This is a genomic window from Mesorhizobium sp. M1066, assembly GCF_040318635.1.
Taxonomy (GTDB): domain Bacteria; phylum Pseudomonadota; class Alphaproteobacteria; order Rhizobiales; family Rhizobiaceae; genus Mesorhizobium.
In genome coordinates this window covers 37,568-62,826 of the sequence record NZ_JAMYMR010000006.1, presented here as the reverse complement: position 1 = coordinate 62,826, position 25,259 = coordinate 37,568, and the positions used below count along the sequence as shown (strand labels likewise).

Genomic DNA, 25,259 nt, shown 5'->3' with positions numbered 1-25,259 from the left:
TTCATTAACGAGCGGTAGAGGCTTGAGTGGCAGGATCACAGACCAATTGCGGAGCGAGGAACCGTGTCGCGCAGCGTCGGGCTTGCCCACATCATCCGTCAGGACGACGGCACCTCCACCGGTGTCTGGGGCATCTACACGCTGCAAAGCGCCTTCCAGCCGATCTTCGCCTTCAAGGAAGGCAAGCTGTCGGTGGTCGCGTTCGAAGGGCTGATCCGACCGTTCCGCGACGGCGAGCCACAATCGCCGATGAATTTCTTCTCGACCTGCCCGGCCGCCGACCGGCTGCATATCGAGGCGCTGACCAGGACGTTGCATCTTCTGAACGCCGGTGCCTGCCTGCCGCGGGAGGCGTCGATCTTCGTCAATTTCGACCCGTCGGTGTTCACCGAACGCACCGTTGCGGACGCCGCCTTGCGCGAAATGCGGCTGGTGCTGCATGAGGCCGGCATCGATCCGCGTCGCGTCGTCTGCGAGGTGACCGAGCAGCGGTCGGCATCGCAGGAAGCCTTGCACGGCTTCGTCGCGGCACTGAGGGCCAACGGTTTTCGCATCGCCGTCGACGATTATGGCGCCGACGATTCCGACATCAATCGGGTCAAGGAGTTGAAGCCGGATATCGTCAAGTTCGATGCCTACTGGATCACGCAACTGATGGAGTCCGGCGCCGGCTTCGCGTTGCTGACCACCATGGTGAAGAACTTCGAGGAGCAAGGCATCCATACGGTGTTCGAAGGCATCGAGGAGGGATGGCAACTGGAGCTCGCCGAGAAATCGGGTGCATCGATGGTGCAGGGTTTCGTGCTGGCGCGGCCCGAATTGGCGCCGACCAGCTTTGGCGTCTTCGACAAGGCCAGGCAGGCGCCTGTCGCTGCTGCTGTCGACACGTCGGCTCCTGCCGTGGCAACGCCTTCGGCGCGGCCGGTCAAGGCCTTCGGGCGCCGTGTGGCGACATGAGAGATGATCGGCGGCGCAATGTCGGCGATGCGATCCAGGTCGACGAAGTCGGCATCGAATACGGCATGTATGGCGAGTTCCGGCTGCGCAGCGCCTACCAGCCGATTTTCGCGCCGCGCGGCCGGTTCCTTCACGCGGTGGCGGCCGAAGCCCTGATCGAGCCGCACCGTGCCGGCCGCCCCGGCGCGTCAAAGATGTTCTTTGAAAGCGTTGCCGTCTCGGACCGGCTGTTTGTGGAAAGCATGTGCCGGGCGCTGCATCTCAGGAATTTCCGCAACATCGGCGTCGACGGGCTCGACCTGTTCTTCAACTACAATCCGTTGATCAATGACCATGCCGGGCGGGCACTGGCCGAAATTCGCCTGATGAACAGGCATCTCGGCGAGTTCGGCCTCGCGCCGGCCATGCTGGTATGCGAAATCACCGAACAGGCGGCGGACGACGCGCTTCTCGCGCGGCTGGTGCGCGAAATGCGGCGCGACGGCATCCGCATCGCCATCGACGATTTCGGCACCGGGCACTCGACCGAGGAGCGGGTGAGCCTGCTCAAGCCCGACATCGTCAAGATCGACGGCACCTGGTTCGCGGAGTTCTGCCGCCACGCCGCCGCCGAACGGTTCTTCCGCCCGCTGGTTTCCAGCCTGCATGACCGCGGCGCCAAGGTGCTGGTCGAAGGCATCGAGCAGCCCATCCATCTGCGCGTCGCGCTCGAAGGCGGCGTCGATCTGCTGCAGGGTTTTCTCCTTGCCCGTCCGGCCTTGGCCGGCACGGTGTTCGAGGAGAAACCGCTGGTCATCGATGCGCTGCTGGGCCGGGACAGCAAGGTCGTGCCCCTCTTTGGCTAGGGCATGCCCACGATTGGTGCCGTGAGCGTCCTTGGACGCTTTGCATCAGCGGCGCTGATCGTCGTACCAAAACAAATCATTGGTTGAGACCGCCGCCGCTGCGATAATCGCGCGGAGACAGTGCTCCGGGGACAGCCATGATACTGTACGGCATGATTGACAGCGGCAATTGTTACAAGCCGCGCCTGCTGATGGCCAAGCTTGGCCTTGGCTTTACCAATGTCGAAGTGAGTTCGCACACCGGCGATACGCGCAAAGCCGACTTTGTCGCCAAGAATCCGAACGCTATGGTGCCGCTGCTCGAGTTCGACGATGGCCGGCGGCTGGCCGAATCCAACGCCATCCTGCTCTATCTCGCCGAAGGCACACGCTTCCTGCCGGCGGACAGGTATGAGCGTGGGCTTGCGTATCAATGGCTGTTCTTCGAACAATACAGCCACGAGCCCTACATTGCCGTGCGCAAGGCGCTGCTGACCTTCCCCGAACGTGCCGGGGATGCGACGCCGGAGCGGCTGGCGGTGACGCTGGAGCGCGGCAACAAGGCGCTCGGCGTGATGAACAGGCATCTGGAAAACAATGCTTTCTTTTCCGGCAGCACGCTCAGCGTCGCCGACATCGCGCTCTATGCCTATACGCATACGGCAGAGCAGGGCGGCTTCCAGCTCGACGCCTATCCGGTGGTGGCTGCCTGGTTGAAAAGGGTGGAAGCCGATCCCGGTCATGTGCCGATCGGGTGGATGGGATAGTTTTGTCCCGCACGCCGCCGTCGCCATTTCGCGGCTGCCCGCACAAGGCGCCGCCTATTTCAGGAGACGATCGTATTCGGCATGAGTGCCGATCCAGAACCAGTCAAAGCCGTCAGCGCTCTCCAGAGCCAGGGCGCGATAGTTGATGTCTATTCTTGCTGACCAAAACTCGCTCACCTTTTTGAAATGAAGAGATGGATGGCGGGGATTGCTTTTCATCAGCACGAAGCTTTTGTCGGCCAGACGGCGAACGGCTTTCGGCAGAGATTGATACTTCGTCCAAAAGCTCGCGGTCGCGCGGTGTTTCACAAGTCGCGCAATTTGCCAGCAGCTATCTCAGCCCGCGCCTCGGCCACCAATTTATCCAATCGGCCGGCCTTCGCATCGGCCTCGATCTGCCGATCCCACATGTCCTCCCGAAGCGCTTCGAACCAGGCGGCAAACGCCTTCAGTTCTTCAGGGCTCAGTTCGGCGACGGATTTTTCGATTTGCTCAAGCTTGGTCATGGCTGAATAGTACCACTATTGGGCCAAAAGTACCACAAGTGGGACTATAGGTCCTGGCGGCGGCATTTGAAGCCCAGACAGCAAAAAGGCGGGATAAATCCCGCCTTCCATGCTTGGTAGCCTGATCGGAGCGTCCGGTCCGGGCTGGCAGCTATCTGCTGATCCAGCTTGTCGGGTCTTTCCGCTCCAGCGCGCTTCTCGCGCGACTGTCAGTACATCCGTGACTTGCCGCGCGCCCCGCGCTCTCGCCCGGCGCGCGCACTTCGCAAAATCAGGCTGCCTTGCTCAGAGATCCAGCGGACGACTTGCCAGTGCGGCGGTCCTGCTCGATCTCGAAGTTGATCTTCTGGCCTTCGACCAGGGTCGACAGTCCAGCACGCTCGACAGCGGAGATATGGACGAAAACGTCCGCGCCGCCCGCGTCAGGCTGAATGAAGCCGAAGCCCTTGGTGGCGTTGAACCACTTGACCGTTCCTGTTGCCATTTTAGATAGTCCTTCAACATTTGCTTTAGATTGACCGAACCGAAGTCCAGCCGGTGTGCATCGAGATTTTGGAGATAGACGTCAGCAAACGCGAAGATCGCGAGGCCCGGATCGATCGGCCGAAATATCAATGGAAGGCATATAGGCTGGTTTCGCATAAAATACAAGACTGCGTGAGAAAGCCGTGATCGAGCGCTGCCCAACGGCTGCCCCAATCTGCTGAAAACGTTGCGGCAGATCACGCTGTTCTCGAGCGGCGGATCAGGGGAGACGACCATGAAAATCATTCTGCTTGCCGCCTGCCTCACGCTTGTCGCCGCTCAGGCGCAGGCGATCTCGCGCTACGACCCGACGCGTATGAGCTGCGGCAAGGTTCAGGGGGCGATCGCCCGGCAAGGGGCCGTCATCCTGCGCTACCAGTCGAAGCGGGTGCCTGGGCTGCCGCTCTACGACCGCTATGTGCAGAGCCAGCGATTCTGCAGCATGGGCGAGGTGAGGACACGGGCCTACGTGCCGAGCGCCGACACAAAGTCCTGCCCGGTCTACAACTGTAAGCGGCCGGACAATGACCGGCATTTCCGCCGGCGGTTCTTCCACAACAACTAGGTTCTCGGCCGCCGCCGTTCAAAACCCGAACGACACCTGCGCCGGTGGCAGCGGGCCGACGCGCACGCCTTCCATGGCCAGCATCTTCTCCTTGGTGATCGATCCGCCGGGCGCCGAGAAGCCGCCGATCTTGCCGCCGGCGGCAAGGATGCGATGGCAAGGGATGACCAGCGGCACCGGATTGGCGCCAAGGGCGGCCCCGGTTTCGCGGGCGAGCCCGGCATGGCCGGCGGTTTTGGCCAGCTCACCATAGGTGGTGGTTTCGCCGAAGGAGAGTTTTCGCGCCGCGTCGTAAATGGCGAGGCGGAAATCGTCGACGCCGTCGAGATCGACCGGCACGGCGGAGAAATCGATGTCCTCCCCCGCCGCATAGGCCTTGATCGCTGCGATCAGCTCGACCACCCATGGCGGCTGCGCCGTGGAGCTGGAAACGCCGCCATGGCGCAGCAGGCGCCGCTCCACCGCTTCGCGGCTGCGTTCGGGCAGGCAGAGCCGGATCAGGCCCTTTTCGCTCCAGGCAATGCCCATGAAACCGATCACTGTTTCTAACACTGCGTGGCCGGCCGTGATCGAAGCTGTCGTGACCATGATGCGTTCCTTCCCGCAAAGTGGCGAAATCCGGGATTCGTCCCAGTACATATCCGGAACAATATGGCACCACCGCCTGCGTCTCGCCACCCGAAAACCACCTGATCGCCCGATTGCCCGGCCTGAATCGCTGGTGTAAGGGATTTCTTAACAACCCGACAAACCGGACCCGAGCGCGGCTTGCCAGCAAAACTCAACCTTATCGCGATCGGCGTGATCCTGGCCGCCGCCGGCATCAGCGGCTGCACGTCGACCTCGCAGATGAAGTCCGCGCCTGCTCTCACCGAAACAGCGACCGTCGCCGGCACTGACGCCGGCTTCACCGTGCCTCTGCCGGAGACGGTTTCGGTGCTGCCGGAATCATCGGGAATCGCCCCCGCTCAGACGGCCGAACTGCCGCTCGATCCCGCCGCACAGCCGGCTGCCGCGACCGCCGCCTTTGCTGGATCGACACCCGCGGCACCAGCCGTGCCCGCCGTGATGACCGCCAATGCCTGGCAGGCGCCTGCGCCGGCCAATGCGAGCGAGCCGGTCAAGGCGGCCGAGACCTATGCGACCGCGGGGCTGGTCATCCCGGCAACCGCCAAGGGCGATCGCATGCCGGGCGTCCAGCAGGTCGTCTATGTCGTGCCGCAGAACCCGGCGGCCCTGGTCCAGTTCCCGGCAGGGCCCGTGCAAGAAGAACACACGACGGGCGTGCGTGGCGATGTCGAGCGGCTGATCGAAAAATACGCGGCGATCTATCAGGTGCCGGTGGATCTGGTGCGCCATGTCGTCAACCGCGAGAGCACCTTCAACCCGAAAGCCTACAACAACGGCCATTGGGGACTGATGCAGATCAAGCACGCGACGGCGCGCGGCATGGGCTATGACGGGCCGGCCAAGGGCCTGTTCGACGCCGATACCAATCTGAAATACGCGGTGAAATATCTGCGCGGCGCCTGGCTGGTGGCCGGCGGCAACGCCAAGAAGGCCGACTGGCTCTACCAGACCGGCTATTACTACGACGCCAAGCGCAAGGGCCTGCTCGAGGCGACGGGCCTTGGCCGCGACCGCCAGCGCCGCCGCCTGCAGCCCGACGCCTGAGCGCGATGCCTGAACCGCGCCCGCCGGCTCTGAACGACATCCGGCTGCGCAAAATCCTCGACGAGACGCTGGTTCCGCCGCACTGGCCGGAGGGTTTTGTCATGCGCAGCTTCGAGCCCGGTGACGCGCCCGCCCTGCATGCGCTTTTGACTGAAGTGTTCGATGACGACGCCGATGGTCCGTTCGACGAGTGGTGGCCGCGTATCGCGGACGATCCCGAATTCGACCCGGCGCTGTGCTTCCTCGTCATCGACGTCAAGGGCCGGCTGGCGGCGGCGGCGTTGTGCTGGACCGGCGGCTTCGTCAAGGACCTCGCCGTTCATCCCGAGGCGCGCGGCAAGGGTGTTGCCGAAGCGCTGATGTGGCACGCCTTCGCCGTTTTTCGCGAACGTGGCGCCGATCATGTCGACCTCAAGACCAACACGGTCGAGAATCCCGCCGCCGTCCGGCTCTATGAGCGGCTGGGCATGATGCCTGTCGCCTGGGAAGGCTAGGGTGTGCGGATATTCAGGTGATGCCGGCCTGCAAGCGACGGTTCCCTGCGCTTCCGGCCTTCGCCGGCCGAAGCACCCATAGTTGCCTGACCTGAATCTCAACACACCCTGATGCATGTCGCCCACGCAGGAACGGCATGATTTGGGAACCCAAAAGCGCCGCTTCGCATTTGATGGGAGGTGAGGGCCTGACAAGCTGTCGGCGCGTGGGAGGATTTTCCGTCACCGGCTGCGGAGGGACATCCACCACCATGAAGTTTTCTCACGCATTCCTTGCGGTCGGCGTCGCTGCCATGCTCGCTGGCACGCCAGCATGGGCCGTCGATCTGTCGATCGTGTCGGGCGATACCGGCGATGGCATCAAGGTGCTGCGCGAGATCCTCGACCGTTACGAGAAAGACAGCGGCAACAAGGTCGGCATCGTCGTCATGCCGGCGTCCGGGACCGACCAGTTCGGCCAGTACCGGCTTTGGCTTGCCGCCGGAAACAGCGACATCGACGTCTACCAGACGGATGTGATCTGGGCGCCGCAACTCGCCAGCCAGCTCGTGGATTTGACCGCAGCGACCAAGGATATCGTGGCTGAGCATTTCCCGTCGATCATCCAGTCGCAGACCGTCAACGGCAAGCTCGTCGCCTTGCCGATCTTTACCGATGCGCCTGCGCTCTACTACCGCAAGGATCTCCTCGACAAATATGGCGTCAAGGTGCCGGCCACCTGGAAGGAACTGGCCGACACCGCCAGGCTGGTCATGGACAAGGAGCGTGCGGCTGGCAATCGGGATATCTGGGGCTTCGTCTTCCAGGGCAACGCCTATGAGGGGCTGACCTGCGACGCGCTCGAATGGGTGATGTCGAATGGCGGCGGCCAGATCATTGAGCCGGACGGCACCATCTCCGTCAACAACAGCCAAGCGGCGGCGGTGCTCGACATGGTCAAGGGCTGGGTCGGGACCATCGCGCCGCCCGGCGTGCTCGCCTACCAGGAAGAGGAATCGCGCGGTGTCTGGCAGACCGGCAATGCGGTGTTCATGCGCAACTGGCCCTATGCCTACGCGCTCGGCAACGGCGAGGGCTCGCCGATCAAGGGCAAGTTCGACGTGGCGCCGCTGCCGGCCGGCACGGGCGAAGGCGCCCGACCGGTCGCGACTCTGGGCGGCTGGAACCTCGCCGTCTCCAAATATTCGAAGCATCCGGATGCCGCGATCGAGCTGGTCAAGTTCATCGCCTCGCCCGCGATGCAGAAATACCGCACGCTGAAGACGTCCAACCTGCCGACCATCCAGGCGCTGTATGACGATGCCGACATCGCCAGGCAACAGCCGATCGTTCCGCGCTGGAAGCAGATCTTTCTCGATGCGGTGCCGCGCCCCTCGGCCGCGACCAGGATCAAATACAACGAGGCGTCGAGCCAGTTCTGGAACGCCGTTCACAACACGCTGTCGGGCGACGGCACTGCCGCCGACAATCTGGCCGACCTCGAAGCGATGCTGAGCAAGTTGAAGGGCCGAGGCTGGTGACGATACTGGGACAGCCACCCGGCGGGACCGCAACGAGCGGAGCGAGATGACAGGGACGGAACCGGAAATAGCCAGGGCCGCGCAATCGCAGTTGACGGCGCAGCGCGTTCGCTCGGCGTGGCTTTTCCTGGCGCCAATGCTTCTGGTGCTCGCCGCGGCGGCTGGCTGGCCGCTTGCCCGCACGGCCTATTTCAGCTTCACCGACGCCTCGCTGGCCGACCTCGACTCGCGCCAATGGGTCGGCTTCGCCAATTATTTTTCGGTGCTGCACATGCCGAGCGGCCGGACCCTCCATGACGGGCTGCTCGTCGATCCGGTCTGGTGGCGTGCCGTCTGGAACACGGTGCGTTTCACGGTGATTTCGGTGACCTGCGAGACCATCCTCGGCACCATCGTTGCCCTGGTTCTCAACGCGGAATTCGCCGGCCGCGGAATCGTCAGGGCAGCGATCCTGATCCCCTGGGCGATCCCGACGATCGTCTCGGCGAAGATGTGGCAATGGATGCTCAACGACCAGTTCGGCATCATCAATGTCGTGCTGCTCAATCTCGGCCTGATCAGCACCAAGATCGCCTGGACGGCCGACGCCGACACGGCGATGGCGGCCGTCCTCATCGTCGATATCTGGAAGGCGACACCGTTCATGACGCTGCTCATCCTGGCCGCGCTGCAGATGCTGCCGAGGGAGATCATCGAGGTCGCCAGGCTCGACGGCGCCAACCCCTGGCAGATCTTCTGGCGGGTGACCTTGCCGCTGATCCGCCCGGCCCTGATGGTGGCGGTTATCTTCCGCGCGCTCGATGCGCTGCGCATCTTCGACCTGATCTATGTGCTGACGCCCAACAATGTGCACACCAAGTCGATGTCGGTGTTCGCCCGCGAAAACCTGTTCGAGTTCGACAAGTTCGCCTATGGCTCCGCCGCCTCGACCTTGCTTTTCCTGATCCTCGCTCTGCTCACCATCGTCACCATCCGGGTTGGCCGGATCAGCCTGGACGGAGGCCGCTGACATGTGGATCCTGAAGCGCACGGCCTTTTATCTGCTGGTCGGCGGAATCGTCTTCGTCGCGGTGTTCCCGTTCTACTACGCCATCGTCACCAGCCTGAAATCGGGAACCGATCTGTTCCGGGCCGATCTCTGGCCGACGACGGTCAGTCTTGCCAACTACCGGAATGTGCTGACCGAGGGCAGCTTCGTGCGCAATCTCATTAATTCGCTGTTCGTCTCGGGCGCGGTCGTCGCGCTGTCGCTGTTGCTCGGCGTCACATCAGCCTATGCGCTGGCACGCATCCGCTTTCGCGGTCGCTCGGCCCTGCTGTTCATCATCCTGTCGGTGTCGATGTTCCCGCAGGTGGCGCTGCTGGCCGGGCTGTTCGAACTGGTCCGCCTGTTCGGCCTCTACAATTCGCTGTTCGCGCTGATCTTCTCCTACATGATCTTCACCTTGCCGTTCACCGTCTGGGTGCTCACCACCTTCGTCCGGGACCTGCCGGTCGAGGTCGAGGAGGCGGCGATCCTAGACGGCGCGACGCCGTGGATCATCATCACGCGGGTCTTCCTGCCGCTGATGTGGCCGGCGCTGGCGACCACCGGGCTGCTGGCCTTCATCGGCGCGTGGAACGAGTTCCTGTTTGCGTTGACCTTCACCTCCAACAACGCACAGCGGACGGTGCCAGTGGCGATCGCGCTGCTCTCCGGCAACTCGCAGTTCGAGATCCCCTGGGGCAACATCATGGCGGCCTCGGTGATCGTCACGGTGCCGCTGGTGGTGCTGGTGCTGATCTTCCAGCGCAAGATCGTCTCCGGCCTCACCGCCGGCGGGATCAAGGGGTGAAGGGGCGAAACGCTCAGATGTCCGGCGCGTTGCCGATCTTCTGCTTGAGCTCCAGCGCCCAGGCGCGGCCTTCGTCGCCGCCCCACAGCAGCCAGGCAATGTAACCGGCCGAAGGGTTTTGCTCATTGCCGTAGTTCCTGCCGCGCTTGTCGATCTCGTGGCGGGCGAAATAGCTGACCATGCGGCGGATGGTGGAGGGCGCGAGCTTTTCCCGGTTCTTCAGCTCGGTGGCTCGGGCGACGCCGATCCCGGTGCCGCCGCGGCCGAATTCTCCGCGCAGCCTGAGGCCCTTGGCGGCATTGTCGGCCACCACTTGCGGGCAGCGCAGATCGATCTCGTCGTCGTGCATGTTGTTCCCCGGATCACGCTGCCCGAACAGGTATTACGACATCTCACCATGCGCAATAAATGTCGGGACCGATCGCCGCCAAACGTCCTTGGGTCGCAGAGCAACCGCGCCGGGACGCCGGCGCCGCGACTTGAAGGAGCCGATCATGATCACCTTTCCCAACGAATCCGCGAAATACCGCACCGCGCGCGAAAAACTGCTGCGCAAGGAAATCGAGCTGCGCCGCGTCATGGAAGAGGTCGCCGAGGCCCGGCGCGCGCTGCCGCCGGGCGGGCTGATCCGCCAGGACTATGAATTCGACGCACTGGATGCCCAGGGCAAGCCCGCAAAGACAAGACTGTCGGAGCTGTTCGCGCCGGGCAAGGATACGCTGATCCTCTACAACATGATGTTCCCGCGCCACCCGCAGGAGAAGCGCGATGTGGCGACCAGCGGCGGCACGGCGAAGCTTGCCCGACCGGACCAGCCATGTCCGTCCTGCACGGCATTGCTCGATCAGTTCGACGGCGCCGTCGGGCATCTCCAGGCCGCCGGCTTCAATTTCGCGGTGGTGGGCAAGACCGCGCTCGAAAACCTGGTCACGCTCGGCCGCGACCGGGGCTGGCGCAACATGCGGCTGGTGTCTTCTGCTTCCAACAGCTTCAAGCGCGACTACAATGCGGAGGCGGCCGACGGCTCACAGATCCCGCTGCTGTCGGTGTTCCACCGCGACGGCGACGGCATACGCCATTTCTGGAGCTCGGAACTGGATTTCGCACCGACGGAGCCGGGCCAGGACCCACGCGGCCTTGGCACCTGCGAAACGCTGTGGAACCTGATGGATTTCACGCCTGAAGGCCGCCCGAACTGGAACGAGCAGTTGCAATATGGCGGGGCGTGTTGCCACTGAAAGGCAGCTCTGGTCAGCCGCCGCGTTTCAGTTTTCGGAACATGAGTCCCATGGCTGGCTCGAACGAGGGCATCGGCGAGCGTTCGAGTCAGGCACGGATCGGTGAGGCGATTGAGGCGACATGCGCAGGCTTCTTCCTCATGAGCTGCAACCGGAGTGGCCAAGCGACGTTGGATTGTCCGAGGGACAATTCCAACCGGAGACATGCCATGAAAACGCTTACCATTCTGACCGCAGCAGCATTGCTTGCCGGCGCGCCGGCCTTTGCCCAGTCGAACACGACCGCCACGACCACGCCGCTCGCCACGACGACGAAGGTCGACACTTCGACCTTCATCAAGACGGTGCCGAGCGCCAATGAGTTCGAGATCGAGTCCAGCAAGCTCGCCGAGCAGAAGGCGACCGACGCCGACGTCAAGGCGTTCGCCAAACAGATGATCGCCGATCACACCAAGGCCGGCGAGGAATTCAAGGCGGCGCTTGCCCAGGGCCAGACAACCTCGGCCACTGCGCCGTCCGGTTCGGCCCTGCAGCCCAAGGAGCAGAAGATGCTCGATGAGCTGAAGGGCGCCAGCGGCAAACAGTTCCAGGCCAAATACATCGAGATGCAGACCAACGCCCACAAGGAAGCCGTCGCGCTGTTCAGCGGCTATGCGAAATCCGGCGACGACCCGGCGATGAAGGAATTCGCCAAGAAGACGCTGCCGACGCTGCAGATGCACGAAAAACACGTAAAGGAACTGGCGGCCGCGCATCAGGGTTAGGCGGCGGTTTAAGGTCTGTGCTCTACGGCGCCCCCCTCTGTCCTGCCGGACGTTCGTTATTTGGAAAGCCAAGCAATTGGCTTTCCATCCGCTTCGCGGACCACTCCCCAACCCCCACAGGTGGGGAATTGGCCGTCGTCACGGTTTTCGCCAATTTTCAATGTTGCAAGATGAAGGCCGGCGCCAAAGCTGCCAATCCCCCCCCCTTGAAGGGGAGATGTCCGGCAGGACAGAGGGGGGCGCCGTAGAGCGCTACCATGGAAGCCAGCCCGCTTGGCAAACCAACACCACAATGTGGCCCTGTGCCTCAAGGACGGCACGCCCTATACCGACAAGGCTGAGCGCTGCTCAGGTCGACCTGATCTGCTCGACCGCGGTCACCAGCAGTTCTTCCATGGCGGTGCGTATCTGGGCATCCGAGTGGGCGATGCCTGCCGCGTCGAAATCGGCGCGGACCTTGCGGAACACATCGTTGTCGCCTGCCTCTTCGAAATCCGCGTGCACCACTTCTTTCGCATAGGCGTCGGCATCCGCACCGGATTTGCCGAGCTTTTCGGCGGCCCACAGGCCGAGCAGCTTGTTGCGGCGCGCCATTGCCCTGAACTTCGTTTCCTCGTCCATCGCGAACTTCTTCTCGAAGCCTTCCTGACGGTCTCTCATGCTGCTCATGGTTTGCCTCGTTCATATGGGAGACCGGTCTTCAGCGATGTCGGCGGAAGAACGGCCAGGAGAGGCAAGAGTGGCGTGCATGGATGTCATTAGCAAGGCGTCATGCCGGCGATCGAGCGGGCGCTTGGCGGCTCGGTCTTCGCCCGATGTGATTTGACCTTGCCGTGATGTGTCCTACTCTCGAATGCCTGCGGGATGAACCGAGGAGACGAGCGATGCAGTTCAACGGAATTCGCGGCGTCTTGCTGACGGCGGCCGTGATCCTTGCCGCCGGCACCGCGGCCTATGCCCATCATGGCTGGTCGTGGACGCAGGACGGGTTTTTCGAACTCAGGGGCAAGATCACGGCCATCTATATCGGCAATCCGCACGCCACGCTGGATGTCGACGCCGAGGGCGAGGCCTGGCGGGTGGAGATGGCGCCGCCATCCCGCACGATCGCCGCCGGCTTCACCGAGGAGGTGGCTAAGGTCGGCGACGAGGTGACCGCGATCGGCAACCGCTCGGTCGAGGCGAGCGAAAAGCGCATGAAAGCGGTGCGCATCATCGTCAACGGGAAGACGTATGATGTCTATCCCGACCGTGTGCCGCCCGCCTAGATGATGGAGTTTTTCGCCGGCATCGAGCACCTTGCGTTGGCGCGGTGGCTGAAGGCGTCCTTCGTCGCCTACCCCGTGGTCAATGCGCTCCACATCATGTCGATCGGCGCGCTGCTGACCAGCGTCGTTCTCATGGACCTCAGGATCTGCGGCGCCTTCCGCTCGCTGCCGCAGGCGGCGTTCGTCGCATTGCTGCGCCGCATTGCTTTGGGTGCGTTCGCGGGTGCGCTTGTCACCGGCTCGCTGCTGTTTTCGGTCAAGGCGAGCACCTATGCGGCGATGCCGGTTTTCCTTGCCAAGATGGCACTCATCCTTCTCGCCGGCATGAACTTCCTCGTCTTCACCCGCGTTCGCCGCGCCACAGGCCGCGACGAGCCGGCGGGTGGGACCGCTTTGGCCGTGCTCTCGATTCTGCTGTGGATTTCAGTGCTTTTCGCCGGACGGTTCATCGGTTTTCTCTGATTAGAGCGAGCGCCTGCACTGGCGTTCCGCCAGTGCAGGGATAAGCTCCCTGAAGCACCTGGGTTGTCACCTACAGTTTTTTTGCGAAGAGGACCCCCACCCCTAACCCCTCCCCACAAGGGGGAGGGAGACTTCCGTTGGCGCTGACCGAGGCAAATCATCTGTCTTTCGGCGCCAAAGAAGAATTTAAAGGCACGCGGCAGCGTTCCCTCCCCCTTGTGGGGAGGGTTAGGGTGGGGGTCCTTCTTCGCAAGAATCCACATGCGATAGCCCTGCCCTTGGGGGGAAGGTTAGGGGCTCTTCATTAGAACTAACGCGGCAGCCTGCTGCATACTCAGGGAGAACCACCATGAAGAAAGAAATCATCGAAGTGCCGGTCATGTCGGCGAAGGTGCGGGCGCTCGGCCTGCCGTGTTCGACAGCGGTGAAGGCCAACGGCTTCGTGTTCATCTCGGCGACGCCGCCGGTGGACATGGTGACCGGCGAGATGGTGCGCGGCGACATCGAAACGCAGACCGAGGCGTCGTTGAAGGCGCTGAAACATTGCCTGGAAGCGGCCGGCACCTCGCTCGACAATGTGGTGATGGTGCGCATCTACGCCGTCAATTCCGGCTTCTACAACGCCATCAACCGGGTTTATGCGAAGTATTTTTCGACGAACCCGCCGGCGCGGAGTTTTGTGCCGGTGGCTTCGTGGCCGATGGAGTTTGATATCGAGATTGAGTGTGTGGCGGTGGCGTGAGGGTGAGAGGCGGTCCGCGCAGCGGACGAAAAGCCAATTGCTTGGCTTTTCGAGCTTCGAACGCCCTGAGCCTGCGAAGGGCCGGTGGTGCCTAACATAAGTTTTTGCTTGTCTTTCAAGTAAACTCGCTCTCAACTCTCTTCGGGGACAGGGAGGGTGAGTCATTGAACAAACTGCCGAAGAAATTCGTCGAACGAATTGCATCGAATCTCAAGAAATATCAGCGGATTACCCTGGCACAGCAAAAGTCCGACGTGGCGGAAGCCGACACGGTTACCTTGATCAAGGACATTCTGGCAGATGTTTTTGGTTACGACAAATATGATGAGCTCACGTCTGAACATCAGATCAAATCTACATACTGCGATCTTGCGATAAAGATTGGTGGAAAACTGCGGCTGCTCGTCGAAGTGAAATCAGCAGGGAGTGGACTTGCCGACAATCATCTACGCCAAGTTATCGACTATGGGGCTCATCAAGGCATTCATTGGGTGATCCTGACCAACGCGGTGGAGTGGCGGCTGGTTCGTATTTATGTGGCAAATCAGATCAGCCACGAAGAAGTTTGCCGCATCGTCTTTGCCGACTTGAGTCCCAAGAACGAGGATCATCTGCAGTGTCTCTTCCTGTTCGCCAAGGAAGGGCTGACGACTGATGCGATGGACGCCTTTCACCAACAGGCTCAACTATTCAACAAGTTTACCGTTTCCGCGATCATCCGTTCCGAGGCGGTAATTTCGGTGGTGCGCAGGGAAATCCGCAAGCTCTTTCCAGACATAAAGGTCGGCAATGAGAACCTATCGCTGCTCATCGAAAATGAGGTGATCAAGCGTGACACGGTTGAAGGCGACAAGGCGAAAGAAGCCGTAGCCAGGATGCGCAAAGCAATAAACAAGCTGGAGAGAGCGAAGAACAAAGTTGCGAAAGCAGTTGTTGTCGATGTCTCGAGTTGACTGCCGCTTCTGTTTACAAAGCAAAATTATGGAGTCTAGGGCTCAAGGGATGCCGCAGCACGCACCCGCGGCGGGACAGCGCCCCCCTCTGGCCTGCCGGCCATCTCCCCCACAAGGAGGGAGATTGGCTAATCATCAAGCGAAATACTCCTGCAGCGGCCTGACCTCCAGGCTCCCCGCCTTCAGCGCAGCAATCGCCTCGGCCACCGCAGCAGCACCCGACAACGTCGTATAATACGGCACCTTCTGCATCAGCGTCGCGCGGCGGAGCGACTTGGAGTCCGACACTGCCTTCTGGCCGTCCGTGGTGTTGAAGACGATCTGCACCTGGCGGTTGCGGATGGCGTCTTCGATGTGGGGGCGGCCTTCCAGCACCTTGTTGATCTTCTGGGCGTCGACGCCGTTTTCGGCGAGGAAGCGGGCCGTGCCGGAAGTCGCCAGCACCTTGAAGCCAAGGCCGGCGAGGCGCTTGACGGCCGGCAGGATGCCTTTCTTGTCCTCGTCGCGCACCGAGACGAACAGCGTGCCGGAGCGGGGCAGGTCGACGCCGGCGCCGAGCTGGCTCTTGGCGAAGGCAAGGGCAAAATCGCGGTCGAGGCCCATGACCTCGCCGGTCGAGCGCATTTCCGGGCCGAGCAGGATGTCGACGCCGGGGAAGCGGGCGAACGGGAACACCGCTTCCTTGACGGCGATGTGGCCGGGGTTTCTGGGGTCGGGCATGGCGCCGTAATGGGCGAAGGCGTCTTCCAGCGTCTCGCCGGCCATGATGCGGGCGGCGATCTTCGCAATGGGTCTTCCGATGGTCTTGGCGACGAAGGGCACGGTGCGCGATGCACGCGGGTTGACCTCCAGCACATAGACCGTGCCGTCCTTGATCGCATACTGCACGTTCATCAGCCCGCCGACATTGAGCGCGCGGGCGAGTGCCGCCGTCTGGCGCTCCAACTCGTCGACCAGTTCGGAAGGCAGCGAGTGCACCGGTAGCGAGCAGGCGCTGTCGCCCGAATGGATGCCGGCCTCCTCGATGTGCTCCAATATGCCGGAGACGAAGGTCGACTTGCCGTCGCAGAGGCAGTCGACGTCGACCTCGATGGCGCCCGACAAATAGGTGTCGAACAGGAGCGGGTTCTTGCCCAGCAGCGTGTTGATCTGGCCGGTCTTGTCGTTGGGGTACTTCTGCTTGATGTCCTCCGGCACCAGGCCGGGCACGGTGTCGAGCAGATAGGTCTGCAGCATGCCCTCGTCATGGATGATCTGCATGGCGCGGCCGCCCAGCACATAGGACGGGCGCACCACCAGCGGGAAGCCGAGTTCGCCGGCGACAAGGCGGGCCTGCTCGACCGAATAGGCGATGCCGTTCTTCGGCTGGCTGAGGCCGAGCTTGTGCAGCAGCTTCTGGAAGCGGTCGCGGTCTTCGGCCAGATCAATCATGTCGGGCGAAGTGCCGAGGATCGGGATGCCGGCCTTCTCCAGTGCATCCGCCAGCTTCAGCGGCGTCTGGCCGCCGAACTGCACGATGACGCCGACCAGTTCGCCCGAGGCCTGTTCGGCGCGCAGGATCTCCAGCACGTCCTCCGCTGTCAGCGGCTCGAAATAGAGCCGGTCGGAGGTATCGTAGTCGGTCGACACGGTCTCCGGGTTGCAGTTGATCATGATCGCTTCGTAGCCGGCGTCGCGCAGCGCGAAGGCGGCGTGGCAGCAGCAATAGTCGAACTCGATGCCTTGGCCGATGCGGTTCGGGCCGCCACCGAGGATGACGACCTTCTTGCGCGACGAGACCTGCGCCTCGTCGGCCAACGCGCCGGCAAACGGCACTTCATAGGTCGAGTACATGTAGGCGGTGGGCGAGGCGAACTCGGCCGCGCAAGTGTCTATGCGCTTATAAACCGGACGAACGTCGAGCTTTTCGCGAGCTTTCTGAATCACTTCGGCGTCGGTCTTCGTCAGCGACGCGAGGCGGGCATCGGAGAAACCCATGGCCTTCAGCATGCGCAGGTTGACGGCATCCTCGGGAATGCCGTGCTCGCGGATGCGGGCTTCCATGGCGACGATGCCTGCGATCTGTTCGAGGAACCACGGGTCGATCTTGCACATGGCGTGCACGTCTTCCAGCGAGGTGCCCATGCGGATCGCCTGCGCCACCATGCGCAGCCGGTCGGGCGTCGGCGTGCCGAGTGCGGCGCGGATGGCGTTGCGGTCGTCGGCATGGTTGGCCGCGCCATAGCCGAGGCCGGGGATCTCGATTTCGTCGAGACCCGTCAGGCCGGTTTCGAGGCCACGCAGCGCCTTCTGCAGCGATTCCTGAAACGTGCGGCCGATGGCCATGACTTCGCCGACCGACTTCATGGCGGTGGTCAGCACCGGCTCGGCGCCGGGGAATTTCTCGAACGCAAAGCGCGGGATTTTTGTAACGACGTAATCGATCGACGGCTCGAAGGAGGCCGGCGTGGCGCCCCCAGTGATGTCGTTCTCCAACTCGTCCAGCGTGTAGCCGACGGCGAGTTTTGCCGCGATCTTGGCGATCGGGAAACCGGTCGCCTTGGAGGCGAGAGCCGACGAGCGCGAGACGCGCGGGTTCATCTCGATGACCACCAGGCGGCCATCGGCCGGGTTGACGGCGAACTGGACGTTGGAGCCGCCGGTCTCGACGCCGATCTCGCGCAGCACCGCGATCGAGGCGTTGCGCATCATCTGGTATTCCTTGTCGGTCAGCGTCAGCGCCGGAGCGACGGTGATCGAGTCGCCCGTGTGCACCCCCATCGGGTCGATGTTCTCGATCGAGCAGACGATGATGCAATTGTCCGCCTTGTCGCGGACGACCTCCATCTCATACTCCTTCCAGCCGAGCACGCTTTCCTCGATCAGCACTTCAGTGGTCGGCGAGGCATCGAGGCCGGACTGGACGATCTCGTAGAATTCGGCGCGGTTATAGGCGATGCCGCCGCCGGTGCCGCCCATGGTGAAGGAGGGGCGGATGATGGCGGGCAGGCCGACATGGTCGAGCGCCTGCGCGGCGATCGCCATGCCATGGCTGATGTAGCGCTGCTTGCGGTCGCCTTCGCCGAGGTTCCAGCGGGTTTCGAGCGCATCGAGCGCGGCATCGAGATCGGCTGGGGCCTCGGCCTTGACGGCGGCGCGCTCGGCCTCATGCGTCTTGCGATCGGTGTTCTTGACGTCGGTGGCGTTGGCCAGCATCGACTTCGGTGTTTCCAGGCCGATCTTCTTCATCGCCTCGCGAAACAAAGCGCGGTCCTCGGCCTTGTCGATGGCTGTGGCGTCGGCGCCGATCATCTCGACATTGTAACGCTCGAGCACACCCATGCGGCGCAGCGACAGAGCGGTGTTGAGCGCGGTCTGGCCGCCCATGGTCGGCAGCAGCGCGTCGGGCCGCTCCTTGGCGATGATCTTGGCGACCACTTCAGGCGTGATCGGCTCGATATAGGTGGCGTCGGCCAGTTCCGGATCGGTCATGATGGTGGCCGGGTTGGAATTGACCAGGATGACGCGGAAGCCTTCCTCCTTCAGCGCCTTGCACGCCTGCGTGCCGGAATAGTCGAACTCGCAGGCCTGGCCGATGACGATGGGGCCGGCCCCGATGATCAGGATCGACTTGATGTCAGTGCGTCTTGGCATGTCAAAGGTCCGTTCGGCGGGCGGCTTGCACAAAAAACCGGGACGGGAAGACCCGGCCGGTTGTGCTCGCGATTCTGGTATCAGGCTAGGAGGGCCTTATAGGGAAGAGTTCTGACTGATGTAACCCCGAAAATGCGAGGTAGGGGAATAGGGGAATAGGGGAATAGGGGAATAGGGGAATAGGGGAATAGGGTGTGGGTTCGAGGGAATTCCAAACATACTCCCTTATTCCCCTACTCCCTTACTCCCCTAAATTCTAATTCCCCAGCGCCAGCTGATCCGTGATCTCAAACCGCTCGGCCTCGCCGATGCGTATCATGTTGAGGCTGCCCTCCCGAGTGAAGCGGAAATTGCCGTCCGCGTCGGAACCGGCCGGCTGGCCGGCACGGAAGGAGATGATGCGCGTGCCGCCATCGGGCCAGGTCACAGTGATGTTCGCCTTGTCGGCGGTGTGCACCACGTTGACCTTGCAGCGCTCCATTGGCTGGCCGACATAGCGGGCGCAGGGAATCTCGGGGCCAGAAGCCGGCGTCGGAGCGGAATCAAGCGGGACGTCAGGCGCCGCCAGCGCCAGTACGTACGCATCCTGCATCGCGGCGCGGCCGATTTCCGCGGCCGATTTCGGCGTGCTTTCGGCAGCCGGACCGGCGCCGCCAAGCCGCGCTGTCAGGTCGGGCGGTGCGACCGGCGCGCTATTGGTGGCCTGCGATTGATCCGGCGCCGAGGCCTGCCCGGTCTCATTGGCGCTGCCGGTGGAGGCAACCACCGGCGCATCGGCCGGTCTTGTCTCGCCTTCGACATAGGGGGCCGGATTGAGGGGGATGAGATAGCGCGCCGGCGCCCAGCCGCTCAGCTTCTCCTTGCCCGTGCTCTCGATCTTGCACCATTTGTAGCCGTTGATGTCGTTGCAGCCGAGATTGGTGACCATGTCGCCGCTGCTCAGCCGCGCCTCGACCGTGGCGACCGGCGATGCGGTGGTGCGGACCTTGAGAAGGTCGTCCGGCGCCAGGCCGGTGACGACGGAGATGACGAGGTCCGGCGCCTCCTGGGCCATCTCTTCAGCCATAGCGGGGGCAATCACCGGCCACGCCGTCATCAACAGCGGAGCAGCAATCAGCGCATGCAGGGTTGTTCGGAGCGTAACTGTGCGCCTCATCGTTTGGCCGTGCGCTGACATCATGCCGCGGCGGATCGAGCCCGCCGCAAGCCCGGCCGATTTTATAAGGGACGACGCCGCGCCATGTAAGCCCGAAAATTCGCCGTTTCGCCGGTCTCAACCCGGACCGCCAGGCCGTGAGCCTACTCAGCCGGGCATGAACGCAAGAGCGTTCAACCGGGCATGAATGCAAGAGCGTTCAGCCGGGCAGGGGCATGAACCCGGTTCTGAGCGCGTGAGCCCATTCCGGCCGGCCCGCCTGTTCGGCCTGCCTGGCGGCCGCCTCGTGGTCGTAGTCGACGGCGATGGCCTCGAAGCGGTCGGGCTGGGCGTTGCCGCCCAAGGTGACGATTCCATAGCGCGCATGTGGCGAGCCCTGCTCGGAGACGTGCGCCGGTGGGGTCGAATCGTCATAGGCGGGGCAGCCGATGCTGCCCGGGTTGAAGATGACGGGACCATCGGGGACGCGGATCAGTTCCGCGCGGTGGCTGTGGCCGCACAGCGCGATGCGGCAAGCCGGGTCGAGCGCCTTCAGCCGGCGCCGGATCGCCGCCAACGGCGCACGCACCAGCTGGCCATTGACGATGGTATCGGCGAGATATTTCTCGTCATGGTCGGGACGGGCGTGGAAAGCGATGATTCCGGGTGCGATCTCCAGCGTCAGCGGCTGGGCGAAAAGCATCTGGCGCTGCGTCTCGGTCAGCCGCTCCTGCGCATAGGCGTCGGAGGGCCACATGGTGTCATCAGCGGGGTCGGCGGCGACACGGCGGTCGTGGTTGCCGCGCACCGTCGGCAGGTTCAGCGCCTCCAACCGCGCAAACGTCTCGCGCGGCCAGAGCGGGCCGGAAACGCTGTCACCCAGGTTGACGGTCAGGTCGGCGCCGCCGCGCCGCTTCAGATCGTCAAGCACGGCGTCGAGCGCCAGCACATTGCCGTGGATATCGGCGAGGACGGCGATGCGCATAGGGGAGGCTCCGTGGGAATGATTGGTCGGCAAGGAAGGAATGATTGGTCGGCAAGGCGAACCTTGCAGGATCTGGGTTCCTCGCCCCCGCAAAGCGGGGGAGAGGTGGCCGCGAAGCGGTCGGAGAGGGGGCTCTTTGCGCGTCGAGGAAAAACCCAACTTCTTTGAACAGTTGGGGGGCGTCAAGGTCCCCCTCTCCGTCTCGGCTTCGCCGAGCCACCTCTCCCCCGTTTCACGGGAGGCGAGGAACCCAAGTTCTGCGAGGGCGCAGGTAACTTCGTGCCTAGGCCGGCACTTCGATGTCGTGGCCGCCGACCGCCGGCAGTGCCGGATCGTCGCCGGCGGCGGCGATGACGCTGTCGAGCAGGCCGGGGAAGCGTGCGTCGAGATCGGCGCGGCGCAGTGTGATCATGCGGTTGGTGCCGACCACCTCGGCACGGGTGACGCCGGCCTCGCGCAGTTTGGCGAGGTGGTAGCTCAGATTGGTCTTCGAGCCGAAATCGAGGAACTGGCTGCAGTTCAGCGGCACGCCTTGCTTGCTGGCGAGATAGCGCACGATGGCGAGCCGGGTCGGATCGCCGAGCACGCCAAGCACGATCGGCAGGCTGATCTGGTCCGTATTGGGGTGTGGCAAGGTCATGGCTCGAAACTAAGCACAGTCGGGTCCGATTTCAACGCATCCATCATTGTTGGCCCGCACGCGGCCTTTCTCCGTCTCGCGCCGACCTGTGCTGACACAGGGCTGTCAGGAAGGTTCAGCTATTTTTCCCTGGCTTCATTGACATGCTGCCCTATTATGTCCAATTGTTCAATAACTTTTGAACTAAGGACATCCCGCCATGGACAAGCGCCTTTTCTGGCTCGCGCTCGGATCGTTCACGATCTCGACCGAAGGCTTCGTCATCTCCAGCCTTCTGCCCGACATTGCGGCCGATGCCGGCATCTCCATTCCGCTGGCCGGCACGCTGATCACCGCCTTCGCGCTCGCTTATGCGATCGGTACGCCGATCCTGGCGACGCTGACCGGCGAATGGGACCGGCGCCGCGTCATCCTGTGGACGCTGGTGTTTTTCGTGCTCGGCAACATCGCCGCTGCCTTGAGTTCCTCCTTCGAACTGTTGTTGATCGCGCGCATCGTCATGGCGCTGTCGTCGGGCCTGTTCGCCGCAACCGCGCAAGGCACCGCGGTGGCGCTGGTCGATGACCATCACCGGGCGCGTGCCATCGCCGTCGTCGTCGGCGGCACCACTGTGGCCGTTGCCCTGGGTGCGCCACTAGGCGCGCTCGTTGCCACAGTTGCCGGCTGGCGCGGCACCTTTTTTGCCATCGCCGGCCTTGGCGCGCTTGCGGGCGCGATCCTGTGGTACCGGCTGCCGCGGGGCATCGTTGGCACCAGGCTGCCCTTGAAGCGCCGGCTGGCGGCCGCGCTGCGTCCCGGCGTGATGCCGATCCTGTTGACGACAGTGCTGGCGCTGATCGGCGCTTTCACCGTCTTTGCCTATGTCGCGCCGCTTGCCATCGAGGGCGGCGGGCTCAGCCAGATCGCGCTGCCCGGCATGCTGCTCGCCTTCGGCGTCGGCGCCGTCATCGGCAACATTGGCGGCGGCCAGGCCGCCGACCGGTTCGGCGCGACCCGCACCGTCGGCTGGTCGCTGGCGCTGAGTGCCGGCATGCTGGTCCTGCTGTCGGTCATCCCGACCTTTCTGCCGCCGCATATTGCCGGACCGGCGCTGATGGCGATGATGGTGCCGTGGGGCATCGTCGGCTGGGCCTTCCCGCCGGCGCAGGCCAGCCGCATCATCAAGCTGGCGCCCGACGCCGCCCCGATCGTGCTGTCGCTCAATGCCTCGGCGCTCTATCTCGGCGTGGCGCTGGGCGCCGTGGTCGGTGGCGCCGTGCTGCGCTACGGCGCGCCGGCCGATCTCGGCATGGTCGCTGCGATCTTCCCGATCATCGGGCTTGGCATCGTGGTGGCCGGCCGCTGGGCGGCTCGGCCTGTAGAGATGCCTGCCGAGTAATCTCTTTGAAAGCCGTCGGCCGGCTCAGCTGGCTGGCGGCAGATCAAAATCCAGCGCGGCGATGTCATCCAGCGCCGCGCGCAGCTTTTCAGCCTTGTCCCTGCCGACGACATCCTCGAAACGCTGCTGGGCGATTTGCCACAGCTTCATCGCCGCCTCGAGCTTGGCCAACCCTTGCGGCGTCAGCCGCACACGCTTGACGCGGCGGTCCTCCGGATCGGCGAAAGTCTCGACATAGCCGTCGCGGATCAGTGGTTTCAGCGTATGGCCGAGCGCCGACAGGTCCATGATCAGCGACGCGGCGATAGCGCCCATTGCCGGCTCGTCGCCGATGTGGATCTGGTAGAGCAGGCCCTGCTGCGTCGCCTTGAGGCCTGACGGCTCCACCACATCATCATAAAACTTGCCGAGCTTGCGCGCCGCACGGCGCAGCGCGGCGTTGTTGCAGAGCGTGAGGCCGGGCAAGCTGTCTTTTGACATGATGGTCCTTGGCGCCGGCGAATGAGGCCCGGCTGCACCCCTCAAATAATCCTCGCCCGTATCATTGACAAGATAGTGGCATATGCCTACTTCACCATTAGTGGCATATGCCACTAATTCAAATCAAGCGGCTTTCCGGCAGCGCGGCAGATGCCACGGCGCCGGGGTTAGTCGAAACGAACCAGATCAGTCGAAGAAGGAACAGGACAATGAGTGGACAGGGCAACAAGGGCACCGCGGTCGTCACCGGTGCTTCGTCGGGCATCGGCGCGGTCTATGCCGACCGGCTGGCGGGGCAGGGCTACGACCTGGTGCTGGTGGCGCGGCGCGCCGACCGGCTGGAGGAACTGGCTGGGAAGCTGCGCCAGACCTATAGCCGCAAGGTCCGCGTGATCAGCGCCGACCTCTCCAACGACGACGACGTCCGCCGCGTCGAGCAGGAGATCGCCAGCGACGACAGCGTGACGCTGCTGGTCAACAATGCCGGCCTTGGCGGCCAGTCCGTGGTGGCAACCGCCGATGCGGATGCTGCCGAACGCATGATCAAGGTCAATGTCATCGCCCTGACGCGGCTGACCCGTGCCGTGCTGCCGGGGTTCTTGGCGCGCAACCGTGGCGCGGTCGTCAACATCGCCTCGGTGCTCGCCTATGAGACCTCGTTCGGCGGCATCTACAGCGGCACCAAGGCCTATGTCGTCAACTTCACCGAGGCTCTGCACCGCGAGGTCGAGGGTTCGGAGGTGAAGGTGCAGGTGGTGCTGCCGGGCGCGACACGGACCGATTTCTGGGAGCTTGCCGGCAGCGATATCGACCAGCTTCCGAAGGAAATCATCATGACGGCCGACGATATGGTCGATGCGGCCCTTGTCGGCCTTGCCAGGGGTGAAGCCGTCACCGTGCCGGCGCTCGCCGAGCCGGCCAAGCTGGACATTTTCCTCGGTGCCCGGCAGGCCTTCTACGGCAGCCTGCACGCCGACAAGCCGGCGGCCCGCTACGCGGCTTGAGGTTGAGCGACAAGGCTGGTTTGCTTCGCAAACCAGTATCCCCACCCCGCTCACTTCGTTCGCGAATTGCCGGGGCGAGCCACGGGTCTCGCCCGTCCTTCGGACCCCCACAAGGGGGAGGGTGAGGGCGCGCCACCCCCTTTGTGGAAACGGCAGGCTCCCACCTCCCCCTTGTGGGGAGGTCGGACCGAAGGTCCGGTGGGGGTATTGGCGCTGACTTTGGGATTTGGGTTACTCTACACCGTCCGCCACATCGGAATGATCGAGGCGGCCAGTACCAGCGCCAGCACGATGTTGAGCGCGCGCCATTGCCATTCGGTCTTGAGCAGCCGCGCCAGCACCATTCCGGCCACGCACCACAGTGAAAGCGAGGCGGCCGCCGCGAGGCCGAAAGTGGCGCCGAGCAGCAGCGCGAGCTGCATCGGCCCGCTGGCCAGCGCCGCGAACGAGGCCGCGGCGCCCAGACCCATCGCCCAACCCTTCGGGTTCATCCATTGAATGCCGGCGCCGCCGAGAAAGCTGTTCGGCCTGGCCATGCTCACATCCAGATTGGGCGGCCCGCTGCGGCCGATCTTGATCGCCAGCCAGAGGAGATAGAGCGAGCCGATGACCTTCATGGCCAGTTGCAGCGAAGGCACGGCAACCAGCAGACCGGCGAGCCCGGCGGCAGCGGCACCCGTCACCGTGGCGAGGCCGGCGGCGCTGCCGACCAGCAGGGGCACGGAACGGCGAAAGCCGAACTGCGCCCCGGACGCCGTGGACAGGGTCGTGGCGATGCCGGGCGTGGTGGTGGCGACGAGGGCAAAAAGGATGAGCGGGAGAATGGGCTCGAGCATGCGGCGTCCTCTGTCAGAGGGCTGCGATCGTAGCTGCGCGCGAACTTCAGTAAATGCAATATTTGCCATGGTCG

At 63.5% G+C, this 25,259-nt stretch carries 29 protein-coding genes; 17 read left to right on the top strand and 12 right to left on the bottom strand.

The window, feature by feature from the left end:
- Positions 1–63: 63 nt before the first annotated feature.
- The 3 genes from NKH52_RS11315 to NKH52_RS11305 all read left to right on the top strand — a co-directional run bounded on the left by NKH52_RS11315 (position 64) and on the right by NKH52_RS11305 (position 2,548).
- Complete coding sequence (locus tag NKH52_RS11315) at positions 64–957, top strand: EAL domain-containing protein (protein WP_352729910.1); 894 nt, start codon at positions 64–66, stop codon at positions 955–957.
- Positions 954–1,802, top strand: a complete 849-nt coding sequence (locus NKH52_RS11310) for an EAL domain-containing protein (RefSeq protein WP_352729908.1) — start codon at positions 954–956, stop codon at positions 1,800–1,802. The genes NKH52_RS11315 and NKH52_RS11310 overlap by 4 nt, the downstream gene beginning before the upstream one ends.
- Before the next feature lie 137 nt (positions 1,803–1,939).
- Positions 1,940–2,548, top strand: coding sequence for a glutathione S-transferase family protein (locus NKH52_RS11305; RefSeq protein ID WP_352729906.1), 609 nt, complete (start codon positions 1,940–1,942; stop codon positions 2,546–2,548).
- 54 nt (positions 2,549–2,602) lie between these two features.
- On the opposite strand, the gene NKH52_RS11300 is transcribed toward NKH52_RS11305, so the two are convergent.
- The 3 genes from NKH52_RS11300 to NKH52_RS11290 form a co-directional block, all read right to left on the bottom strand.
- Positions 2,603–2,857, bottom strand: coding sequence for a hypothetical protein (locus NKH52_RS11300; protein WP_127295059.1), 255 nt, complete (start codon positions 2,855–2,857; stop codon positions 2,603–2,605).
- The gene (locus NKH52_RS11295) at positions 2,854–3,054 is read right to left on the bottom strand and encodes a hypothetical protein (protein WP_352729905.1); all 201 of its coding nucleotides are present in this window, start codon (positions 3,052–3,054) and stop codon (positions 2,854–2,856) included. Before NKH52_RS11295 ends, NKH52_RS11300 begins: the two co-directional genes overlap by 4 nt.
- Positions 3,055–3,325: 271 nt before the next feature.
- Positions 3,326–3,538 (bottom strand): cold-shock protein, encoded by a 213-nt coding sequence (locus tag NKH52_RS11290; RefSeq protein WP_010910991.1) that lies wholly within the window; start codon positions 3,536–3,538, stop codon positions 3,326–3,328.
- Between the two features lie 276 nt (positions 3,539–3,814).
- Here NKH52_RS11290 and NKH52_RS11285 point away from each other — a divergent pair, with 276 nt between their 5' ends.
- Positions 3,815–4,144, top strand: a complete 330-nt coding sequence (locus NKH52_RS11285) for a hypothetical protein (RefSeq protein ID WP_352729903.1) — start codon at positions 3,815–3,817, stop codon at positions 4,142–4,144.
- Between the two features lie 18 nt (positions 4,145–4,162).
- On the opposite strand, the gene NKH52_RS11280 is transcribed toward NKH52_RS11285, so the two are convergent.
- Positions 4,163–4,732 carry a methylated-DNA--[protein]-cysteine S-methyltransferase gene (locus tag NKH52_RS11280; protein WP_352729901.1) on the bottom strand — a complete coding sequence of 190 codons (570 nt, stop codon included), beginning with the start codon at positions 4,730–4,732 and terminating at the stop codon, positions 4,163–4,165.
- A gap of 180 nt (positions 4,733–4,912) precedes the next feature.
- On the opposite strand from NKH52_RS11280, the gene NKH52_RS11275 reads away from it, so the two are divergent.
- The 5 genes from NKH52_RS11275 to NKH52_RS11255 all read left to right on the top strand — a co-directional run bounded on the left by NKH52_RS11275 (position 4,913) and on the right by NKH52_RS11255 (position 9,667).
- Entirely contained in the window at positions 4,913–5,818 is a 906-nt protein-coding gene (locus tag NKH52_RS11275; protein WP_352729899.1) for a transglycosylase SLT domain-containing protein, read from the top strand.
- A gap of 5 nt (positions 5,819–5,823) precedes the next feature.
- On the top strand, positions 5,824–6,312 hold the full coding sequence (locus tag NKH52_RS11270; RefSeq protein WP_352729897.1) for a GNAT family N-acetyltransferase: 489 nt from the start codon (positions 5,824–5,826) through the stop codon (positions 6,310–6,312).
- Positions 6,313–6,563: 251 nt separating this feature from the next.
- A complete protein-coding gene (locus NKH52_RS11265) occupies positions 6,564–7,832 on the top strand; it encodes an ABC transporter substrate-binding protein (protein ID WP_352729895.1) in 1,269 nt (422 codons plus the stop codon).
- Positions 7,833–7,878: 46 nt separating this feature from the next.
- A complete protein-coding gene (locus NKH52_RS11260) occupies positions 7,879–8,841 on the top strand; it encodes a carbohydrate ABC transporter permease (RefSeq protein ID WP_352729893.1) in 963 nt (320 codons plus the stop codon).
- Position 8,842: 1 nt separating this feature from the next.
- Positions 8,843–9,667 (top strand): carbohydrate ABC transporter permease, encoded by an 825-nt coding sequence (locus tag NKH52_RS11255; protein WP_352729891.1) that lies wholly within the window; start codon positions 8,843–8,845, stop codon positions 9,665–9,667.
- Positions 9,668–9,680: 13 nt separating this feature from the next.
- Here NKH52_RS11255 and NKH52_RS11250 read toward each other — a convergent pair whose 3' ends face one another.
- Entirely contained in the window at positions 9,681–10,016 is a 336-nt protein-coding gene (locus tag NKH52_RS11250) for a hypothetical protein (RefSeq protein ID WP_352729889.1), read from the bottom strand.
- Between the two features lie 145 nt (positions 10,017–10,161).
- On the opposite strand from NKH52_RS11250, the gene NKH52_RS11245 reads away from it, so the two are divergent.
- A complete protein-coding gene (locus NKH52_RS11245; protein WP_352729888.1) occupies positions 10,162–10,905 on the top strand; it encodes a DUF899 family protein in 744 nt (247 codons plus the stop codon).
- Between the two features lie 209 nt (positions 10,906–11,114).
- Positions 11,115–11,669 carry a DUF4142 domain-containing protein gene (locus tag NKH52_RS11240; protein WP_352729886.1) on the top strand — a complete coding sequence of 185 codons (555 nt, stop codon included), beginning with the start codon at positions 11,115–11,117 and terminating at the stop codon, positions 11,667–11,669.
- Between the two features lie 348 nt (positions 11,670–12,017).
- Here NKH52_RS11240 and NKH52_RS11235 read toward each other — a convergent pair whose 3' ends face one another.
- Positions 12,018–12,338 (bottom strand): DUF1476 domain-containing protein, encoded by a 321-nt coding sequence (locus NKH52_RS11235; protein ID WP_352729884.1) that lies wholly within the window; start codon positions 12,336–12,338, stop codon positions 12,018–12,020.
- 215 nt (positions 12,339–12,553) lie between these two features.
- Between NKH52_RS11235 and NKH52_RS11230 the strand changes: the two genes are divergently transcribed.
- The 4 genes from NKH52_RS11230 to NKH52_RS11215 all read left to right on the top strand — a co-directional run bounded on the left by NKH52_RS11230 (position 12,554) and on the right by NKH52_RS11215 (position 15,094).
- Complete coding sequence (locus tag NKH52_RS11230; protein ID WP_352729882.1) at positions 12,554–12,937, top strand: DUF6152 family protein; 384 nt, start codon at positions 12,554–12,556, stop codon at positions 12,935–12,937.
- Complete coding sequence (locus NKH52_RS11225) at positions 12,938–13,399, top strand: DUF6644 family protein (protein ID WP_352729880.1); 462 nt, start codon at positions 12,938–12,940, stop codon at positions 13,397–13,399.
- Between the two features lie 349 nt (positions 13,400–13,748).
- Positions 13,749–14,141: a RidA family protein gene (locus NKH52_RS11220; protein WP_352635967.1), complete on the top strand. Its 393-nt coding sequence runs from the start codon at positions 13,749–13,751 to the stop codon at positions 14,139–14,141.
- A gap of 164 nt (positions 14,142–14,305) precedes the next feature.
- Positions 14,306–15,094, top strand: a complete 789-nt coding sequence (locus NKH52_RS11215; protein WP_352729878.1) for a hypothetical protein — start codon at positions 14,306–14,308, stop codon at positions 15,092–15,094.
- Positions 15,095–15,229: 135 nt separating this feature from the next.
- Here NKH52_RS11215 and carB read toward each other — a convergent pair whose 3' ends face one another.
- The 4 genes from carB to NKH52_RS11195 all read right to left on the bottom strand — a co-directional run bounded on the left by carB (position 15,230) and on the right by NKH52_RS11195 (position 21,487).
- Entirely contained in the window at positions 15,230–18,727 is a 3,498-nt protein-coding gene (gene carB / locus NKH52_RS11210) for a carbamoyl-phosphate synthase large subunit (protein ID WP_352729876.1), read from the bottom strand.
- A 256-nt stretch (positions 18,728–18,983) separates the two neighbouring features.
- Entirely contained in the window at positions 18,984–19,793 is an 810-nt protein-coding gene (locus NKH52_RS11205; protein WP_352967011.1) for an SH3 domain-containing protein, read from the bottom strand.
- A 289-nt stretch (positions 19,794–20,082) separates the two neighbouring features.
- Positions 20,083–20,847 carry a metallophosphoesterase family protein gene (locus tag NKH52_RS11200; RefSeq protein WP_352729873.1) on the bottom strand — a complete coding sequence of 255 codons (765 nt, stop codon included), beginning with the start codon at positions 20,845–20,847 and terminating at the stop codon, positions 20,083–20,085.
- A gap of 283 nt (positions 20,848–21,130) precedes the next feature.
- Positions 21,131–21,487, bottom strand: coding sequence for an ArsR/SmtB family transcription factor (locus NKH52_RS11195; RefSeq protein ID WP_352729871.1), 357 nt, complete (start codon positions 21,485–21,487; stop codon positions 21,131–21,133).
- Between the two features lie 199 nt (positions 21,488–21,686).
- Between NKH52_RS11195 and NKH52_RS11190 the strand changes: the two genes are divergently transcribed.
- Entirely contained in the window at positions 21,687–22,865 is a 1,179-nt protein-coding gene (locus NKH52_RS11190; RefSeq protein WP_352729869.1) for an MFS transporter, read from the top strand.
- A gap of 24 nt (positions 22,866–22,889) precedes the next feature.
- Here NKH52_RS11190 and NKH52_RS11185 read toward each other — a convergent pair whose 3' ends face one another.
- The gene (locus tag NKH52_RS11185; RefSeq protein WP_352556093.1) at positions 22,890–23,345 is read right to left on the bottom strand and encodes a MarR family winged helix-turn-helix transcriptional regulator; all 456 of its coding nucleotides are present in this window, start codon (positions 23,343–23,345) and stop codon (positions 22,890–22,892) included.
- Positions 23,346–23,554: 209 nt separating this feature from the next.
- Here NKH52_RS11185 and NKH52_RS11180 point away from each other — a divergent pair, with 209 nt between their 5' ends.
- A complete protein-coding gene (locus NKH52_RS11180) occupies positions 23,555–24,349 on the top strand; it encodes an SDR family NAD(P)-dependent oxidoreductase (RefSeq protein ID WP_352729867.1) in 795 nt (264 codons plus the stop codon).
- 236 nt (positions 24,350–24,585) lie between these two features.
- Here the strand turns inward: NKH52_RS11180 and NKH52_RS11175 are convergent, their stop codons facing one another.
- Positions 24,586–25,185 (bottom strand): LysE family translocator, encoded by a 600-nt coding sequence (locus tag NKH52_RS11175; RefSeq protein ID WP_352729865.1) that lies wholly within the window; start codon positions 25,183–25,185, stop codon positions 24,586–24,588.
- Between the last annotated feature and the right edge of the window lie 74 nt (positions 25,186–25,259).